General features: G+C 60.8%; 20 protein-coding genes. 7 read left to right on the forward strand and 13 right to left on the reverse strand.

Features of this window, described 5'->3' with window-relative positions; translation table 11 throughout:
- Positions 1–5: 5 nt before the first annotated feature.
- The 4 genes from LDZ28_RS20055 to LDZ28_RS20070 form a co-directional block, all read right to left on the reverse strand.
- Positions 6–989: a glycosyltransferase gene (locus LDZ28_RS20055; protein WP_244828838.1), complete on the reverse strand. Its 984-nt coding sequence runs from the start codon at positions 987–989 to the stop codon at positions 6–8.
- Positions 990–1,093: 104 nt separating this feature from the next.
- Complete coding sequence (locus LDZ28_RS20060) at positions 1,094–1,501, reverse strand: hypothetical protein (RefSeq protein ID WP_244828839.1); 408 nt, start codon at positions 1,499–1,501, stop codon at positions 1,094–1,096.
- Positions 1,502–1,634: 133 nt separating this feature from the next.
- On the reverse strand, positions 1,635–2,699 hold the full coding sequence (locus tag LDZ28_RS20065) for a beta-propeller fold lactonase family protein (RefSeq protein WP_244828840.1): 1,065 nt from the start codon (positions 2,697–2,699) through the stop codon (positions 1,635–1,637).
- Between the two features lie 168 nt (positions 2,700–2,867).
- Complete coding sequence (locus LDZ28_RS20070; protein ID WP_244828841.1) at positions 2,868–3,413, reverse strand: DUF3280 domain-containing protein; 546 nt, start codon at positions 3,411–3,413, stop codon at positions 2,868–2,870.
- A 158-nt stretch (positions 3,414–3,571) separates the two neighbouring features.
- Here LDZ28_RS20070 and LDZ28_RS20075 point away from each other — a divergent pair, with 158 nt between their 5' ends.
- The 3 genes from LDZ28_RS20075 (at position 3,572) to LDZ28_RS20085 (ending at position 4,840) form a co-directional block, all read left to right on the forward strand.
- Positions 3,572–3,886: a hypothetical protein gene (locus LDZ28_RS20075; RefSeq protein WP_244828842.1), complete on the forward strand. Its 315-nt coding sequence runs from the start codon at positions 3,572–3,574 to the stop codon at positions 3,884–3,886.
- A 1-nt stretch (position 3,887) separates the two neighbouring features.
- Positions 3,888–4,262 (forward strand): VOC family protein, encoded by a 375-nt coding sequence (locus LDZ28_RS20080; RefSeq protein ID WP_244828843.1) that lies wholly within the window; start codon positions 3,888–3,890, stop codon positions 4,260–4,262.
- A 329-nt stretch (positions 4,263–4,591) separates the two neighbouring features.
- Entirely contained in the window at positions 4,592–4,840 is a 249-nt protein-coding gene (locus LDZ28_RS20085; RefSeq protein ID WP_244828844.1) for a hypothetical protein, read from the forward strand.
- A 12-nt stretch (positions 4,841–4,852) separates the two neighbouring features.
- Here the strand turns inward: LDZ28_RS20085 and LDZ28_RS20090 are convergent, their stop codons facing one another.
- Positions 4,853–5,398 (reverse strand): DnaJ domain-containing protein, encoded by a 546-nt coding sequence (locus LDZ28_RS20090; protein ID WP_244828845.1) that lies wholly within the window; start codon positions 5,396–5,398, stop codon positions 4,853–4,855.
- A gap of 134 nt (positions 5,399–5,532) precedes the next feature.
- Between LDZ28_RS20090 and LDZ28_RS20095 the strand changes: the two genes are divergently transcribed.
- The 3 genes from LDZ28_RS20095 to LDZ28_RS20105 all read left to right on the forward strand — a co-directional run bounded on the left by LDZ28_RS20095 (position 5,533) and on the right by LDZ28_RS20105 (position 8,288).
- Positions 5,533–6,084: a phosphonate degradation HD-domain oxygenase gene (locus LDZ28_RS20095; protein ID WP_244828846.1), complete on the forward strand. Its 552-nt coding sequence runs from the start codon at positions 5,533–5,535 to the stop codon at positions 6,082–6,084.
- Positions 6,085–6,167: 83 nt separating this feature from the next.
- The gene (locus LDZ28_RS20100) at positions 6,168–7,604 is read left to right on the forward strand and encodes a DHA2 family efflux MFS transporter permease subunit (protein ID WP_284503394.1); all 1,437 of its coding nucleotides are present in this window, start codon (positions 6,168–6,170) and stop codon (positions 7,602–7,604) included.
- Positions 7,605–7,874: 270 nt separating this feature from the next.
- On the forward strand, positions 7,875–8,288 hold the full coding sequence (locus LDZ28_RS20105) for a lytic transglycosylase domain-containing protein (RefSeq protein ID WP_370652167.1): 414 nt from the start codon (positions 7,875–7,877) through the stop codon (positions 8,286–8,288).
- 111 nt (positions 8,289–8,399) lie between these two features.
- On the opposite strand, the gene LDZ28_RS20110 is transcribed toward LDZ28_RS20105, so the two are convergent.
- The 3 genes from LDZ28_RS20110 to rarD form a co-directional block, all read right to left on the reverse strand.
- Positions 8,400–8,789, reverse strand: a complete 390-nt coding sequence (locus LDZ28_RS20110) for a hypothetical protein (protein ID WP_244828847.1) — start codon at positions 8,787–8,789, stop codon at positions 8,400–8,402.
- A gap of 125 nt (positions 8,790–8,914) precedes the next feature.
- The gene (locus LDZ28_RS20115; protein WP_244828848.1) at positions 8,915–9,241 is read right to left on the reverse strand and encodes a hypothetical protein; all 327 of its coding nucleotides are present in this window, start codon (positions 9,239–9,241) and stop codon (positions 8,915–8,917) included.
- A gap of 554 nt (positions 9,242–9,795) precedes the next feature.
- Entirely contained in the window at positions 9,796–10,782 is a 987-nt protein-coding gene (gene rarD / locus LDZ28_RS20120; RefSeq protein WP_244828849.1) for an EamA family transporter RarD, read from the reverse strand.
- A gap of 325 nt (positions 10,783–11,107) precedes the next feature.
- On the opposite strand from rarD, the gene egtD reads away from it, so the two are divergent.
- Positions 11,108–12,076, forward strand: coding sequence for an L-histidine N(alpha)-methyltransferase (gene egtD, locus LDZ28_RS20125; RefSeq protein ID WP_244828850.1), 969 nt, complete (start codon positions 11,108–11,110; stop codon positions 12,074–12,076).
- 1 nt (position 12,077) lies between these two features.
- On the opposite strand, the gene LDZ28_RS20130 is transcribed toward egtD, so the two are convergent.
- The 5 genes from LDZ28_RS20130 to LDZ28_RS20150 form a co-directional block, all read right to left on the reverse strand.
- On the reverse strand, positions 12,078–12,374 hold the full coding sequence (locus LDZ28_RS20130) for an acylphosphatase (RefSeq protein WP_244828851.1): 297 nt from the start codon (positions 12,372–12,374) through the stop codon (positions 12,078–12,080).
- A gap of 82 nt (positions 12,375–12,456) precedes the next feature.
- Complete coding sequence (locus LDZ28_RS20135) at positions 12,457–13,596, reverse strand: hybrid sensor histidine kinase/response regulator (RefSeq protein WP_244828852.1); 1,140 nt, start codon at positions 13,594–13,596, stop codon at positions 12,457–12,459.
- Positions 13,597–14,289 (reverse strand): chemotaxis protein CheB, encoded by a 693-nt coding sequence (locus LDZ28_RS20140; protein ID WP_244828853.1) that lies wholly within the window; start codon positions 14,287–14,289, stop codon positions 13,597–13,599. It lies immediately after the preceding gene.
- Between the two features lie 2 nt (positions 14,290–14,291).
- The gene (locus LDZ28_RS20145) at positions 14,292–15,128 is read right to left on the reverse strand and encodes a protein-glutamate O-methyltransferase CheR (protein ID WP_244828854.1); all 837 of its coding nucleotides are present in this window, start codon (positions 15,126–15,128) and stop codon (positions 14,292–14,294) included.
- 30 nt (positions 15,129–15,158) lie between these two features.
- The gene (locus LDZ28_RS20150; protein WP_244828855.1) at positions 15,159–18,317 is read right to left on the reverse strand and encodes a response regulator; all 3,159 of its coding nucleotides are present in this window, start codon (positions 18,315–18,317) and stop codon (positions 15,159–15,161) included.
- Positions 18,318–18,416: the final 99 nt, after the last annotated feature.

Genomic DNA, 18,416 nt, shown 5'->3' on the forward strand with positions numbered 1-18,416 from the left:
GCCGCTCAAGCATGCTTGAGTTGACTCATCGCTTCCGCAATCGCGCGGTGACAGCGGAACTTGTCCTCTTCGCTACGAGGATAGGTCTGTGCTGACGCCCGCCATTTGCGATCGAGCATATCGACCATTCGATACTCGAGTTCGAGTGCGCTTACACCATAGCGCGTGTCGATCTGCGAAAGGGCGACGCCGCCCGCGCGATACGCGTCGATCAATGTATCGAGTTCGGCTTCCGGCTTGAGTGGCCAATCGTGCAATGTACACAGGCGTTGCACGTCATGTCCGGTGAGACGCGGAAAGAACGTGGGAAAGATACGCATGAAAAGGCGCTTCTTGGCTTCGTAGAGCTTTACGACATCGAGATTCAACGACGTCATCTCTCGATGAATCCGGTATGCCGTCAAAGGCTCTGCAAGGTTGGCGAAGCGCGCGCCATGCAGCATGCAGTCGAACCAGAAGCCGAGATCATCCACAATGTGCAGATTCGGATCGTAGCGAATCTCGAAGCGCTGGATGAACGCGCGCCGGAACATCACGCTCGGATTGGCGAGGTAAGCCGCGCCGATCATGAAACGGGCCTTTATCTCGCCGTCTTCGAGCGGAAAATTGCTAACGGTGGAATCTTCACCGAAGTGGCGAATTTGCGTGCCGAGCACGGTGACATGCGGATGCGCATCGAGATATTCCGCTTGCTTGCGAAGTCTGCCCGGCTCGGCAATGTCATCGTGATCGATGCGCGCAATGTATTCTCCACGGCATAGATTGAAGCCACGGTTTGCGTTGCTCGCGCGCCCCTGATTATGCTCGAGGGAAAAGATGCGAATGCGCGCGTCGTTCAGGCTGCGCACGCGTGCGAGGGTGTCGTCATGGCTCGCGTCATCGAGAATCAGGACTTCGAAATCGGCGTCCTGATTCAGCAACGATTGCAGCGTTTCGACGATGAAGCGCTCTGCGTTGTAAGTGGGGATGACGACGGATATCTTTGGCATGTTGAGCGCAGCGGCTTTTCCGCGGTCGGGTTCGGCTCGACATTATCCGCGCGTTCTTGCTTCGAATTGTCAAAGATGGTTTTATCAGCCATCCGAACTATTCTTCAGCGCGGCTTGAAAGGATATACCTTCGCTGGCCTGCGCTGCTGCAACTCCGCCAGATAGTTTTCGACAAAGCGGCCGAGCGCGTTGGCCTTGAGTTGTTCGAGCATGCGCATGGCGTCGCTTGGCGATTCGGGACCCATGACGAGTGCGCCGACGCCAAGCTCACCCAGATGCACGACGAGCGCGCATGAAGAAAGCGAACCAGCGGAGAAGAGGCGGATTGCTTCGGCAGCATCGTCGTCTATTTCGATGTTAGCAGCGCGCGGGTCGCAACGAAACTCGCCATGCTTGCCGACGTATGCGGGCAGCCAATGACAATTGGCAGTGCCGCCTTGAGCTGCGATCAACAGACGCTTACGTGAGGGCGAATCCAGGAGCTCCTGGAAAGCCTCGGCCAATGTGAACATGGTGCACCTCGCCGTCGAGCCTGTCCCGATACTACCAGCGCTCTCTTGAGCGGCGCGGATTCCTTTACGAAACGATGCAAGGCACAAACCGAAATGGCCGCGCATGGCGGCCATCGCGTTTCATGCATCAAACTCAACGCCCTTCGATCGATCCCGCGCTCGGCGGATACGTCACGATGCCCCATGCGAGCGGTAGATCACCGATCTGCTTGACCGTCTGATAGTTCGATGCATCGAGCACATACACGGCGTTGGACCGTCCACATGCAAAGAGAATCTTCGAGCCATCGGGCGTGAAGCTGAAGTGCCAGCAACGTTGACCAATCGGTACATCGCTTAAGTGCTCGAAGCTTTTGCCATCGAAGACCTGCAAGGTCTTGTCGCGCGAAGCGGCAACGAGAAGACGCTTGCCCGAAGGATCGAACGATACGCCATACGGGCCCGTCTTCGTGTCGACGGTCTTGACGATCTTGAGATCGGCCGCATCGAGCACGGTGAACTTGTTCGTGTTCTCGAGCGTCACGACATACTGCTTGCCATCCGGCGATACCTTGATGCCGCGTGGGCGCGAACCTTTCGGCAACGTGACCGTGCGCACGAACTTGCCGCTGCCCACGCGATACACCGACACCGTGTCGTCACCTTCATTGGTCACGAGAATGGACTTGCCATCGGCCGAGAATTCCACGCCTTCCGTTTCGTGTCCGCTCTTGACCGAGCGCAGAACCTTAAGCGTCTTGAGATCGACGATGGCGATCTCGGCGGGCGGCGCATTGGGATCGTCATCGTCCTTTTCGGGTTGACCGGGCTTCGGAGGACCGCCGGATTCGCCCGGCTCGTAGGTCACGTAAGCGAAGCCGCCACGCACGCGCACGAACTCCGGATTCTTGCCGATCTTCACGCGCCGCACGACCTTACCCGTCGATGTATCGATCTCCGAAAGGTCCGCTGTCTCCTTGTTCGCGACGTAAAGGCGTGTTCCTTCCTTGTTGAGACTCAGGCCGCGCGGACCGTCTTTGCCCACATCGAAAGTTTGCTTGAGCGAGAGATCGCCCAGATCGATGACGCCGACACCGGCGGACTCGGTCGTCACGTAGGCGGTGGGCGTGGCCGCGTGCGTGGAGCTTGCGGCAAGCGCGAGCGTCGGCGCGAGTACCGACGCGCAGGCAAAGCGCGCCGCCCTGTATCTGGCTTGCATGGTCGTCTCCGGCTTTGATTCGTGTTCGATTCGAATTCGTTTTGACAGGCACCGCGACCGCGTCGAACGGGCGTGCCCGAATGGAACTTAGCCCAACATGCGCCGCTCTGGCAACGCCGGAAGGCGGGAGAAACTCCCGAATTCGTTGCCGTGGGTTCAATCGCCGCGTCAGGGCTTCATCGAAGGATCGTCGGCGAGCAGGACGACGAGCGCCTTGGCGCCGCGCTGCCACGAGAGATCCGTGTTGCCGCGTATATCGACGGAACGCTGAAAGAGCGTGGCGCCGCTCTTGGCATCTTCCACACGAAGGTTCATGTTGAGGATCAGATTACTGATCTTCTGCACCCAGCAAATGCCCACGCGCTCCACGCCAAGTTGGCGCGCTACGCGCAGTTCGCAGCCGTTGCAGGCGCTCATGTCTTGCGCCCCTTGAAGCGACGCGATGAGGTCCTTGGCGGGCGCGTTATCGGCAATGCGGAACAGGCCACGCTCACGCATGTCGTCGCGCAGCGCGGTGCCGATCATCGCGAGGCGCTGGCTCTGGATGCGGTTGATGTCGGCATCGTTATACGCGGCGTTATCGTCGATAAGCGTGCAGTCGATGAGTGCAAGCGACGGCTTCTCGTTCTGCGCACCGGCGTTGCCTGTAGCAAAGCCTAAGCTTGCGATAACCACGAGAAACAGCGCACGCACTACGCGACGGATGACGGTCATGGTTCAAGTCTCGTCGGGCGAAAGGCCCGTGGCTCAACATAACGTCCAACGCGCTGCGGAGCAAGCGTATCGTTCGTTTCAACGCGCTTAAACATGGATTCATCGCGCCAACAGGAGTAACGTTGAATAGCCCGCGCGAAGATGGAAAGGAGGCGATCATGCCCGACGACCCCACGCCAAAGTGGCACGTTTTCGAATACGAAGGCTTCGAGATTCATGCACTGCCGCAAATCAAGGCAGCGCCTGAATCCGCGTCTAACAGCTACGCCTATATTGCCTATGTATGCAGACCCGGCACGCATGCGGATAAACCTGGCGACGCCGTGCATTTCCATTCCGATGGCGACGACGCGTTCAAGACTCCCGACGACGCAGCCGACGACGCGCGGCATGTCGGCCGAAGTATCGTCGATGGTACGCATCCGGATTTGAACGTGCTGCCGCTCGTGTCGCATCATCATCACACTGGATGACATGACCGATTCGAATCAAGACGAACCGCGCATTGAAAGTCTCAGCGCCGTTACGCTCGCCACGCACGATATGCCTCGTGCCGTCGCCTTTTACGAAGCGCTCGGTTTTCGTATCGTGCATGGCGGCGCGAACGAGGCATTCACTTCTTTTGCGCTAGGTGCGTCCTTTCTCAACTTCACGACCGAAACACATGGTCCCGTTCAATGGTGGGGCCGCTTCATCATTCATGTCTCCGACGTGGATGCGTTTTATCGCCGTGCGCTTGCCTGCGGAATGAAACCGCACTTCGCGCCGCGCGATGCGCCCTGGAACGAGCGCTACTTCCATCTCACCGATCCCGACGGCCACGAACTGAGTTTCGCACGGCCGCTCTAAAAAAATGCCGCGCCGCGGCACGGAACTGGCTCTTACACAAATGACGGATAGCGCACGCATCGGATCATTGATATGACCGTTCGCGTACATACCCGTTCATCGCGTTGAATGACCATTCAATCGACTCGAAGCCGTACTCCGCCAGTTCAAAGTGAGCGTGTTGCTATTTCGCAAACTTGGAGCAGGCGCCTGGTTTTCAGGCGTAGAGTTAAAGTGCTTTGTCAGGTACGTGATGCATTGCGGCATAGTTATTTCAGTGGCGGGGCGTAAAGCCTTGAGCGCATCTGGCCGTTAGCCCGAACATGAATGCCGCGTGTTGGAGACTCGGAATGAAATGCACGAAAGAGCAATCCCTTCGCTATCAGGTCGAAAAATGGCTGGCGCCCGGAAGCATGCCGGTCCATGTCAGGCAATTCAGTCGCACGCGCGCAGACCGGCGCCGCTTCGTTTGTGTGGAAACGCTGCAGGGCGCTGCATCGCGCGCGCTGTTTTTCTTCCGTCACGACGACGGCCACTGGTGTGTGTATCCGCCCGCGCCGCGTCACCGTAACATGCGTGGCGAAAGACTGGCCGCGTAGCACGGCATCGATTTAAAGCTTCAGGTTGTTGAGAAACTGGAACCACATGGAACCAAGCGGATTGATCGTGGGACCCGCCAGTTTCTTTTCAACGACGGGTTCTTCGGCTGGCTCGGCGTCAGCCGTCTGTCGCGAATCATGCAGCGCTATCGCGCTATCCGCGATTTGCCGCGCTTGCACTTCCTCGCATTGCTGTCCAAGCAGCGCGCCGAAGACGACATCGCGGTTATGCCCTTGTGATGCGAACCGCATGGCGAGCGATACATATTCCGCATAGAGCGCCTCGCGTACTTCACGCTCCTTCGCTTCGCGCTCCGTTTGCGCCTTATGCAGACGCGCGACCTCCTCCGCGAAAATGCGATCGTAGACTTCGCGTTGCGCGGGATCGGAAAGTATGGCGTAGGCTTCCTTGATCTCTTGAAACGTCGCGCGTGCGGCGTCTTCGTTACCCGCGTTGCGATCCGGATGCGAGCGCATCGCGGCCTTGCGATAAGCGCGCTTGATCTCTTCCTCGGTTGCGTGCTCGCCTACTCCAAGCGTTTCGTATAACGTTGCCATCTGCATTGAATGATTGACGGATCGAAGGGCATCGTAACACGCTAAAAACAGCGGTTTTATGCAGGTGCGCGATGCCATCGGCACGTCATGAAGACTCGCGACAATCACCGTTTCTCCTCGCACTGCACAGGAAGATGGCGCTCTCCCTCAACGACATCCGGCATCTCTTCGACACCTACGGGGCGCTTGCCTATAGCGGCGAGCCCGTCACGCAACTCGAACACGCGCTGCAGACAGCGTATCTCGCGGAGCAGGCGGGCGCGCACCGCGAGTTGATCGTCGCGGCATTGCTGCACGACCTCGGGCATCTGTTGAACTTGCAGGGCGATACGCCGACTACACGCGGTATCGACGATCTCCACCAGTATTACGCGCTGCCGTTCTTACGCCCGCTGTTCGCGGATGCCGTGCTCGAACCGATCCGCCTTCACGTGGATGCCAAGCGCTGCCTCTGCGCGGTCGATGCCTCATACCACGCGCTTCTTTCGCCCGATTCGGTGCGCAGTTTGCAGCTGCAAGGCGGCGTATTCGATGCCGACGAAGCGCGCGATTTTCTGGCGCGCCCGTTCGCCGAAGATGCCTTGGCGTTGCGCCGCTGGGATGACGAAGCGAAGGACGCCGCACGTGGCACGCCGCCGCTTGCTCACTATCTGGAATACGCCGAAGACATCGCACTGCGGAATTGAGAGGCGACCCGCGCGCCTCCGCGGGCTTCGCGTAGACTGGCGGGCATGCACTCGTCATCCACTCGAAATGCCTTGCAGCGCCCATGCAGCGTGCGAGCACACACTGCATCGTGAACGACGGCAACTTTCGCATCACCGCTGCCGTCGTGGCCTCGGCGCTCTTCATGCAGAACATGGACGGCACCATCGTCGCGACCGCCATTCCCACGATGGCGCGCGACCTGCATATCGATCCCGTCCATCTGAGCAGCGCCATTACCGCTTATCTAGTTGCGCTCACGGTCTTCATTCCGGCGAGCGGCTGGGTGGCCGACCGCTTCGGCGCGCGGCGCGTTTTCATGTGGGCAATCGCCACGTTCACGCTCGCGTCGATCGCTTGCGCGGCGGCGGCGAATCTTCCGCAACTCATCGGCGCGCGCATCGTGCAAGGTCTGGGTGGCGCGATGATGGTGCCCGTCGGCCGCCTGATCCTCTTTCGCGGCGTGAAGCGCGAAGAGCTGCTGCAAGCGACCACGTGGCTCACCATGCCCGCGCTTGTCGGTCCCTTGCTTGGGCCGCCGCTCGGCGGCTTTCTCACCGATGCGCTCTCCTGGCGCAGCATCTTCTGGGTCAACGTGCCAGTGGGCGCGATCGGTCTCGTCCTCACGTGGAAGCTTTTGCCGCCCTCGCCGCCTGAAAGCCGCACACCGCCGGATTTGCGCGGCATGCTGCTTTCAGGGACATCGCTGAGTCTGTTCATGATCGGAATCGAAAGCGCGGGACGCGGCGTGATGCCCGAAGGGCTGCCCTGGGCATGCGTCGCGGTCGGCCTCCTACTGTTCTGGGCAACCGTCGTTCACTGCCGGCGCGTGGAGAATCCTGCCATCGACTTCTCGCTGCTTGCCATTCCGACATTTCACGCGGCCACGGTCGCGGGCAGCCTCTTCCGCGCGGGCGCCGGTGCGCTGCCTTTTCTCGTGCCGCTCACCTTACAGACCGGCTTCGGTTACAGCGCGTCCGCTAGCGGACTGGTGACTTTTGCAAGCGCGCTGGGCTCTTTTTGCATGCGTCCGATGACCGCGCTCGCACTCCGGCGATTCTCCGTGCGCGCGGTTCTGTGCGCAGGCAGCGTGATCTTTGCGCTGGTTCTGGTCGTGTGCTCGACGATGTCGCAGGCTTGGCCCGCAGCCGCCATTTTCGTGCTGCTCCTCGTCGGCGGATTAGGCCGCTCGCTCAGTTTCGCGACGATGGGCGCGCTCGCTTTCGCCGATGTTCCGAAGCCGCGCCTCGCCGCCGCGACTTCGTTTCAGGGCACCGCGCAGCAGTTGATGAAGGCGCTTGGTGTAACCGTCGCGGCCGGGACGATTCAAGCCACGATGCTGATTTCCGGCAGCGTTCAGACCGAACGCTGGCAACTAGCGAGCGCCTTTTTGGCGACAGCGGCAGTCGTCCTGATGTCTCTTCCAATGTTCGCACGTCTCTCCGATGAAGCCGGCGCTGGCATCTCAGCGCCTACGGCGAAGCGCGCAGAGCGCACCTGATTTACCGGGTAAGCAATACCGAATTGCAAAAATATTCATCATATTTAAGACAAGCCCATGATCCGCAAGACTTTTTTATGAAGCTATAATGCGCTTTCCTCAAGATTACCCAGTCCGATGCGTCGAAATATATTCCCAATCCTTTTACTGATCAGCCTTGTACAAGCCGCAAGCGCGCAAGAAGCCGTGCAGCCCGGCGGCCAAAACGTCACGCAGGCGCCCTCGGGCGACGACGTAAAAACGGAGCGAGTCAGTCATAAGATTTCAGAATTGATCGTTCGCAAGTTCGGCGTCGCACGCGAGAAGGCGCAGACCATCGCATCGGCGGTAATGGCGTCTTCATCGAAATACTCGCTTCCGCCGGCATTGTTGCTTGCGATCATTTCCATAGAATCGCGCTTCAAGGAAACGGCCCACGGCCCGAACGACGCAACCGGTCTCATGCAGGTCGTGCCTTCCGCTCACAAGAAGTTGGTTCGCGATGTGGATTTGACAGAGCCGGAAACCAATATCGAAGTGGGTTCGGCTATCCTGCATGGCTATCTGAAGTCCGCACAGGGCGATATCGACGCCGCGCTGAAGAGCTACGGCGGTTCACGCGCTTATGCCGAGAAGGTCAGTTTGCGCGTCAAGACATTCGAGCCGGCAGCGGCGGCAAGTGCAGCGTCCGCGACCGAGCAGTAAAACGTTAATCCCGATTCAATCTTTCGTTCTTGCGCGCCGCTGCATAGCGGATGCCGCAACCTGCCCCGGCGATCGCACCTGCATGCGCGCTAGCGTACACGTACCACGACATCAGTAGCTCTTTTGTGCACCGTTAGCGTTGCCGGTACTGTCCGGCGTGCTGCGCTGCATGGTTCCCGGGTTCATGTTGTTGTTGACCCCGTTGTTCATGCCACTCTTCGCGCCTGTGCCGGTTCCGCTCGTGCCATCCGACGAGCCGCCGACACCCGTGCCTGTCGCGCCGCTCATGCCAACGCCACCACCCTTGCCAGACGCGCCCATGCCAGCGCCAGCGCCCGCGGCGCCATTGCCGCCCGCACCTGCCGACCCCATGCCCGCGCCACCGCCACCGCCACCGCCCGCGCCACCACCTGCGCCGCCTCCGCCTCCGGCTTGCGCGTAGACACCGCCCGAAAGACCCAACACCAGTGCCGAGATCACCAGCTTCTTAGTCGCGTTCATAGCAAGTCTCCAAAAGTTTGCGTTTCACGTGTCCATCCATCGTCCGTCCAGGCCGCAGAGACGCTGCAACGCACGTGGACTTGTTAGCGCAAACGTCGTGCCGCGTGGCGGCGATGGTCGGGCAATCAATATCCGTAGCCAGCGGGCGCGCACGGCACGTAGGCGCGGCGATAGCCGTCGTAGCAATAGCCGGGAGGAACGGCAGGTTGCGCGTACACGGGCTGCGCATAAGCCGGTTGCGCATAAGCCGGCTGTGCGTAGACAGGCTGCGCATTCGCCACCGAGCTCACGATGGCACCCAGCACAGCGCCGCCGATCAACGCGCTGACAATCGCGCCGCCATTGCCGCCACCACCGTGGCCGCCGTAGCCGCCGCCGCGTCCGTGGGCCGACGCCTGTGCTGCCACCGACAGACTTCCGATCATCAACAAGACAAGTGCTGCGCGTTTCATGAGACTCTCCAATTCCCGTGAGCCGGGTTCGTAGACTCATCTTAAGCAGGCGATGAAGAAATAACTGATGCAGTTGGTAACGGTACATTTCAACGCTTACAACTTCATCCTGCCGCCAGCGTTCGTTCGGATGTCGAAGTATTTCCACGGCGCCGCTATAAATGCCGACATATGTGTTTGGCCGTAACACTTGGCGTCGCGAATCGGTAGAAACTTTCCACGACGCTCGGCGTTTTAACGCGCCGTTTCATTTGCTCGCGACTCGTTACCCTTTGTCACCAGACGGACGTCAACGCGCCACTGAAGCGCGGCGTTTCATCTGCATCGCGACGAAAAAAACAGCGCATCAAGGTTTAACGGGGCGCAGCGAAGGTGCCGGTGGGGAGCCAAAACGAAGGCCGACAAGTAACAAGTCGCGAAATCCAGCGACGCAAAAAACGGCCGCCGATGCAAACAGTAGACGCAGCAGGCAGTCAGGGAGGCTGCGCGTAGGCGCATCGCGCATCGGTTGCATCGATGCGTTCAGGCAAGGCGAGCTCACGGGCTCGCCTTTTTTATTGCGTCGGCTCCACGCGCTCGCTGTGTTCCGCGCCAATCTCATGCTCAATACTCGCGTGATGTTCGCTGACCGGCAAACTCGCCGCCGACATGCGTTCACGCCGTAGCAGCCGCGCGCTGTGCACGGCGGTCAGCGCCACGGCAATCCAGATGGGCACATAGGTTCCGAGTTGCGTCGTCGAGAACGGCTCGCCGAGTACGAGCACTGCCACGCCGACCAGCAAGACCGGTTCGACATAGCCCAGAATGCCGAAGAGCGCGAGCGGCAAATAACGGCTCGCGCGCAGATAAGACGCGAGCGCAACCGTGCTCAACGCGCCGAGTCCGGGAAGCAACAGCATCCACAAGCGCGCGTCGCTTGCAGCCATAGAAAATGAATTCCGTTCGAACAACATGACGATTGCGACCGGCGCGAGCAACATCATCTCTATCGCGAAGGAAACGAGCGGGTCCGCGTTCAGGCGTCGCCGCAAGATGAAATACGGTGGATAGCCGAGCACGACGACGATCGTCGGCCAAGCGAACGCATGCGACATGACGAACTCATGCGCCACGCCAAGCGCCGCCGCAATGACGCCCGCCCATTGCAGACGATCGAGCGCTTCGTGATAGTAAAAGCGACCCAGCAGGACCATCCCGAGGGGCAACAAAAAGTAGCCAAGCGACACTTCGAGCGCGCGTCCATGCAACGGCGCCCAAAGAAAAATCCATAATTGCAGGCCAAGCAAGGCGGCGACCGTGGCGAACGCCAAAAGCAGACTCGGGGTTCGAGCAAGCTTTCCAATGAGCGCGCACAATTGCGGCCAGCGATTACGCAAGGCGACGAGCAGCAGCGCGCCGGGCATGGTCCACACGATGCGCCACGCGAAGATGTCGAGGCCATCGAGCGGCGCGAGCCATTTGGTGTAGCCCGACATGAGCGCGAAGAGCGCCGATGCGACAACGGAAAGCGCGATGCCGCGCCCGAGAACGTGCTGATTCATCAATGAGTGAAAGCTCGAGCGAAGCGGGAACTGCGCATTTTAAACGCTGTGCATCGACGCTATTCAGAGCGTGCTTCAAACTTCGCTTCGGGTCGTGCGCGTTTTTTGCTTCGCTAGTTCGCTTTTCGCGCCGGATGAACTTCACCGAGCACGACGTTGTTTTCAACCCGTCATGCCGATGGGCGACTCTTCATACCTAACCCAACGGTTTCACCTGCCTGATTCGAGCGAAGCCGCTCACGTCATTGCATCAGCAGCATCCAAGCGCCGCGCCGTTGCAACGAAGGACGGCACGCGAATAAAACGCCGCATAGATGGAGACGTCATGATTCAACCCGCCCTATCCACCCGCGTTGACAGTGCCTTTGCCGAGGCCGTCCGCGCCGGGTTGTCGAAAGAGCCGCAAAAAGAATTGCCATCGATGTATCTGTATGACGAAGTGGGCTCGGCCCTGTTCGAAGTCATCACTGCCCTGCCCGAATACGGCGTGACGCGCGCCGAAGAGCGCGTGCTCACGGAACATGCCGCCGATATCGTCGCGGCAATGCCGGGCAACGTGAAGGTCGCCGAACTCGGCAGCGGCAGCGGCCGCAAGACGCGCCGCATTCTGGAGGCGCTTTGTAAAAAGCAGCCCACCGCCTATTACCCGATTGAAATATCGCGCACCGCTTTGCAGTTGTGCCGCCGGGAACTGGGCGATATCGAGCGCATTTCGATCGTCGGTTATGAGCGCGATTATCTGGCCGGCTTGTCGGAAGTCAGCGCCAAACGGAAGGAAGGCGAAAGGCTGCTCGTGCTGTTTCTCGGCAGCACCATCGGGAATTTTTCGCGGCTCGCGGCGACCAAATTTCTACAGTCGATACGCAGCATGCTCGCTCCCGGCGATGCCCTTTTGCTCGGCACCGACCTTCTCAAACCGCTGCCGACGTTGATCGCCGCGTACGACGATCCCATCGGCGTGACGGCTGCATTCAACCTGAACTTGCTGGCGCGCATCAACCGCGAACTGGGTGGCGATTTTCCGCTCGATGCCTTCGAGCACGTCGCGCGCTTCAATTCCGAAGCACGCAGTATCGAAATGCATCTGCGGGCCAAGCGTGCGCTGACGGCGCATGTTCCAAGTGCGGATCTGCGCGTCGAGTTCCGCGAAGGCGAGACGATCTGGACGGAAAGCAGCCACAAGTACGCCGCCGATGAAGTTGCGCCGATGGCCGCCGACGCGGGCTTCGAATGCTCGCATCAGTGGCGCGACGAGGAATGGCAGTTCGCGGAGAGTTTGTTGGTGGCGCGTTGATTCAGTGCTGCTCGAAGCGCTCATAGCGCTTTTCGACGTAGCGTTCTTCGCTGAAGAACTCGGTGACGCGGGCATGCGGCGGCCCGCGTCGCAGCCATTCGAGCATCAAGTCGACTTGATTGGCCGCGCCTTGTACGATCGCCTCCACCGAGCCGTCTTCGAGATTCGCGACCCAGCCGCGCACGCCGAGCGCATGCGCGCGCCTCACGGTGTGATGTCGAAAGCCCACGCCCTGCACGACACCTTTCACGTGCACGTAATAGGTTTCGATTCTCGTATCCAGATCCGGGCCAGGCATCGCGCATTCCCCTCGTAAGCGTTGATAGGCCGCATTGTAGACGGCGTATCGAAACGCTTCAGGATCAGCTCGATTTCGCGCTTCAGCTGAGACGGAACGGCTGCGCGGAATCCGTGCGTTCGCCAGGACGCGGACGCAGCGTGCGCGGCAGATGCACTTCGAACACCGTGCCCGCCTGCGCGGACGATTGCACCGTCACGTCGCCGCCATGCATTTCGGTGATTTCGCGCGTGATGTAGAGGCCGAGCCCGAGGCCGCTGGACTCGCTCTGACGCCGCCCCGAGCGATACGGCGCAAAGATGGTCGGCACCACTTCAGGCGGAATCTCGCCCGCGTTCTGCACGACGATGGTCACGTCGTCCTTGCCGCCTTCGAGACGCACCTGAATGGCCGAGCCTTCGAGCCCGTGCTGCAACGCGTTGCCGATGAGATTCGAAAACACTTGCGAGAGCAGATCGCCGTCGCCTTGCAAAAGCGTATCGCCGTGGCGCAGCACGAAGATGCGCCCCTTGCCGACACGCGCCTCGTATTCCTCGACGATATTCTTCGCGAGCGTCGCGAGCTCCACGGAACGCGGCTGCAAGGTCACGCGGCCGCCGCGCAGACGCGCGAGGTTCAGCAACTGATCGACCATGCGAACCATGCGCATGCCGCTCGACTTGATGCGGTTGCCGATATTCGCGACATTCTCGTCCGGCACGAAGCGCGCGAGATATTCCGCCGAAGCGATCACGGCCGACAGCGGCGTGCGCAGGTCGTGACCGAGCACGGCCATCAGCATCTCGTTTGCATCGAGCAGTTGCTGCACGGTTGCGAGTTGCGTCGCGAGTTGCTGCTTTTGACGCTCCATCTGAATGAAGACATCTACCTTCGAATTGAGGATGCGCGAATCGAACGGCTTGTAGAGAAAGTCCACCGCGCCCGCTTCGTAGCCGCGAAACGTGCGGTTGCCGTCCTGCGCGGTCGCGGTCAGAAAGATGATCGGCACATGCGCCGTACGCGGACTGCCGCGCATGAGTTCGGCAAGTTCGAAGCCGTCCATGCCGGGCATGTTGACATCGAGAATGGCGAGCGCGACGTCGTGCTTGAGCAGCAGTTCGAGCGCGGCCGGTCCCGATTCCGCCTTCAGCACCGAGAGATCCGGCCGGGCCAGCGACGCCTCGAGTGCGGTGATGTTGTTGCGGATGTCATCGACGATCAGCACATAAATGGGTTGCGTCATTTAGCGGCTCCCCTTGCCTGCATTGCCTGTTTTGCTTCCTGCGTCGCTTCCAGCTTCATTGCCTGCCTCATTGCCTAACTTATTCTCTGATAAGTACCCGATGCGCGTGGAAAGACGCGTCACCATTTGCTCCAGCGTCAGGACCTCTCGGACCGCGCCGTTTTCGATAGCCGCAAGCGGCATCGCGGACGACGAAGCCGTGCGCGGGTCCTGCGCCCAACACGCGCCGCCCGCATCGCGAATCGCCAGGGCGCCGCGCGCGCCATCGTCGTTGGCGCCCGACAGCACGATGCCGAGCAGCCGCTCGCGATACGCGTGCGCCGCCGATTCGAACAACACATCCACCGATGGCCGCGAAAAGCGCACGGGCGGATCGACCGACAGTGCGATGGAAGGCGCCGCGCCATCTTCCGCCTCGACCAGCATGTGATACCCCGGCGGCGCGAAATACACCGTGCCCGGCGCGATCTCGTCCTTGTCGAACGGTTCGCGCACAGCGATTGCACAGCGTTGCGCGAACAGGTCGGGCAACAGGCTCGGCTGACCCTGCCGCACATGCACCACGACGAGAACCGACGGCGCGAACGCTTTCGGCAGCGCCGGCAACAGCAGATTCAGCGCCTCGACGCCGCCCGCCGACGCGCCGATCACGACGGCGTCGAAGACGAGCGGGCGCTGCATCTGTGTGCTCATCGCTATACCTTCTGATAAAGCCGCTCGCGCGGATTGAAGTCGGCGAACTGGTCCGCATGTTTCGAAAAACGCAGGCTCTCCTTGCTGCCGAGTCCGAGAAAGCCGCGCCGCACGAGCGACTCGCTGAAAAGGCCGAGCGCGCGGTCCTGCAACGCGCGGTCGAAATAGATCAGCACGTTGCGGCACGAGACCAGATGCGCTTCTAGAAACACGCTGTCCGTGGCGAGGCTGTGATCCGCGAACACCACACGCGACTTGAGCGTCTGCGAGAATTTCGCCGCGCCATAGGCCGCGTGATAGTAGTCGGAGAGCGAACGCTTGCCACCCGCCGCGAGGTAGTTCTGGCTGAACCCCGCCATGCGATCCAGCGAATAGATGCCGTTTTCCGCTATACGCAAGGCTTCCGCGTTGATGTCGGTCGCGTAGAACACGGTGCGCTCGGCGAGCCGTTCCTCGGCGAACAGCACCGCGAGCGACCACAGTTCCTCGCCGCTGCTGCATCCCGCGACCCATACCTTGATCGAAGGATAAGTCTGCAGAATCGGCACGATCGTCTCGCGAATCGCACGAAAATACTGCGGGTCCCGGAACATCTCGCTCACCTGCACGGTGAGGTACTGGAATAGCCTGCCGAAGAGCGACGGGTCGCGCAGAATGCGCTCCTGCAATTGCGAGAGCGTCGCGCATTCGAGATCGCGCACTGCCTGGCCGAGCCTGCGCCGCAGCGAACTCACCGAATAGTGCCGGAAGTCGTGCTGATACTTGAGGTAGATGGCCTCCAGAATCAGCTTCAGTTCGATATCGAACGTGGCTTCTTCGTCGTGCATGCTTTCGTTCATCAAGTGGGCCGTCTGATCTGACATCTCACGTCAACGCTGCCGCAACCAGACGCGGCACAGCGATACGAGCTTATCGACATCGATGGGTTTGGATATGTAGTCGTCCGCACCCGCCTCGAGACATTTCTGGCGATCGCTCTGCATGGCCTTCGCCGTCAGCGCGATGATCGGCAGGCGCGCGTGCTCATGCTGCTTGCGAATCTCGGTCATGGCGGTGAGGCCGTCCATCTCGGGCATCATCACGTCCATCAGAACGAGGTCGATCTCGTTGGGACGCGCGAGCGCTTCGAGTGCCTCGCGGCCGTTGCGCGCGATCTCCAGCGTGGCGCCGAGCGGCTCGATCACGCGCGACAGCGCGAAGATATTGCGCACGTCGTCTTCGGCGAGCAGGATCGTGCGGCCTTCGAACACGTCGTCGCGCTGACGCGCCGCGCGCAGCATGCGTTGCTGCTCGGGCGGCAACGCGCTTTCCACGCTATGCAAGAAGAGCGTCACTTCATCGAGCAGACGCTCCGGCGACTTCGCACCCTTGATGATGATCGATTTCGAATAACGGCGCAGGCGCTGCTCTTCCTCTTGCGAGAGCATGCGGCCCGTATAGACAATCACTGGCGGCGAGCCGTGTCCGCTGCTCGTCGAAACGCGTTCGAGCAGTTCGTAGCCGGAACCGTCGGGCAGCGCTAGGTCCATCACGACGCAATCGAACGCGGCGCTTTTCATCTCGTCGAGTGCTTCGGCGATGGAGCCCGCTTCCACGATTCCCACGGTTTCGCTCGCGAGCAACGCATGAATGCTCTGACGTAAGGCCGGATCGTCCTCGACCACGAGCACGCGCCGCATGCCTTGCGACGAGCGCGCTTCGAGCTTGAGGATGGCCTGCGCGAGATCGTCGCGTGCGCTCGGTTTGAGCGTGTAGCCGATTGCGCCGAGATGCAGCGCGACATCGGCGTGATCCGTCGCGGAGACGATGTGGATCGGGATATGACGCGTGAGCGGATCGTGTTTCAGCCATTCGAGCACGGTGAGGCCCGACTGGTCCGGCAAGCCGATGTCGAGCAGGATGCCGTTGGGTTGCAGCGAACGCGCCAGTTCCACGCCTTGCGTGGCGCTTGCCGCATGCACGCAATCGAAATCGAGTTCATGCGCGAGATCGTAGAGGATATGCGCGAAAGGCTGATCGTCCTCGATGACGAGAATCACGCGGCCCGGCCGCTTGCGGTCCGCGCGGTCGTCGGCGATACCTTTTGGCTCGGGCATCGACGCCTGCGGAGGTTGCGGCGCCGGGCGTTCTTGCGGAGCCGGCGAAGGCGCGACCGGCACCAAGGCAGGATCGCGCACGGCGGCGGGCTCGGGCTCGCGCATATGTCCGATGGTGTCGAGCTTCGCGGTGACGGTGCCTTCGCGCGTGGCGATCGGCAGCGTCACCGAGAACACGCTGCCTTTGCCGACTTCGCTCGATACACCGACCGAGCCGCCGAGCAAACGCGAGAATTCGCGCGAGATCGAAAGGCCGAGTCCGCTGCCGCCGTATCGACGGCTCGTGGTGCCGTCCGCCTGCTGGAACGCTTGAAAGATCAAGTCTTGCTTGTCGCGCGCAATGCCGATGCCCGTGTCGCGAACCTCGAACCGCAGCGCCTGTTCGTTCGCGCGTTCCACCGCGATCGTCACGCTGCCGCGCTCGGTGAACTTGAACGCGTTGGACAGCAGATTGCGCAACACCTGCAAGAGCCGCTGATTGTCGGTGACGAAATACTCCGGCACGTTCTCGCCATGCACGGTGAAGAATTCGAGCCCCTTGCTGGCCGCGACCGGCGCGAAGGATTGCTTGAGCGCTTGCAGAATCGAATCGACGGAAGCGGGCGCGAACTGCACATCCATCTGGCCCGCTTCGACTTTCGAGAGATCGAGAATGTCGTTGATGAGCGAAAGCAGATCGCTGTTCGACGAGTGGATGGTCGCCGCGTAGCGCACCTGCTCGTCGGAGAGATTGCCTTGCTTGTTGTCCTGCAGAAGCTTGGCGAGGATCAGCGAACTATTGAGCGGCGTGCGCAATTCATGCGACATGTTCGCCAGGAACTCCGACTTGTACTGGCTCGCGCGCTCCATCTGCAACGCGTTCGCGGTCAGTTCCTGCTGCGCCTGAAGCAGTTCGGCCTTCTGCCGTTCTAGGTTTTGCGAATGCTCTTCGAGCTGCACATTGGTCTGTTCGAGTTCGGCCTGCTGCTGTTCTAGCCGCGCCTGCGAATCCTGCAAGGCGCGGCCGCGTTCTTCGAGTTCTTCGTTCGAGACGCGCAGTTCTTCCTGCTGCACCTGCAATTCCTCGCTCTGGCGCTGTGTCTCTTCGAGCAGTTCGACGAGCCTCACGCGATACCGCGCCGAGCGCAACGCCATGCCCATCGCTTCCGATGCCATTTCGAGCAGCTCGCGGCTGTCGTCGAAGCGTCCTTCGTCGCCGACAAAGCCGAGCTCGACGACGCCCATCACTTCGCCATCGGCCATGACGGGCGCGACCACTACGCTCGACGCCGCAACCGTGCCCAGCGCGGAGCCGGCCTTCAGATAGTGCGCGGACGCATCGCGCATTTGCAGGATACGCTTGTCCTCGACCGCCTGACCCGCGAGCCCGACGCCGCGCGCAATGCGGCGCGGCGCGCTGTCTTCGTCGGGAAGCGCCCAGCCGGCGACGCGCGTGAGCGTATCGGCTTCGAACGTATAAACCACGCCGACTTTTGCGTTGACATACGGAACGAGCGAACGAAGCATGCTGACGCCGATCGAAGCCGGAGACTGTTCGCCGCGCAATTGCAGGCTCATCTGCATGATGCCCTGCTGCAGCCACGTGGTCCGTTGTACCGCGAGCCGCGATTTGATATACAGGTGCGCCACCGCCGACACCACGAGCAACACGAAAATGCCCATCGCGCGATTGAGTTGCAGGACTTCGTGGTTCGCGGTGGGTTCAGCGTTGGAGAAGACGTAGCCGCCGATCATCAGCACCGAAGACGCGCCCGCGACGATAATCGGCGCAGGCGGCTTGTCGAGCCACATGCATAGCACGACCGGCAGCACGTAAAACACCCAGATCGCGAGACGCGTGGGCGTGAGCAAGTCGATGGCGAACACGACGGCAAGCGCGATCGCAATGGCAAGGTAAATCCACGAGGCGTGGCTTCGAGTGTCTTGGGGCATCGTTGACCAGGATGTTCATGTTTTGCAAAAGCGCCTACAAAGCAGGCAGGTCCGGACCATAGCACGACCCGCAAGCCCTTGTCATATCTGGCTTTGCGG

Source organism: Caballeronia sp. TF1N1 (genome assembly GCF_022878925.1).
Lineage (GTDB): Bacteria > Pseudomonadota > Gammaproteobacteria > Burkholderiales > Burkholderiaceae > Caballeronia.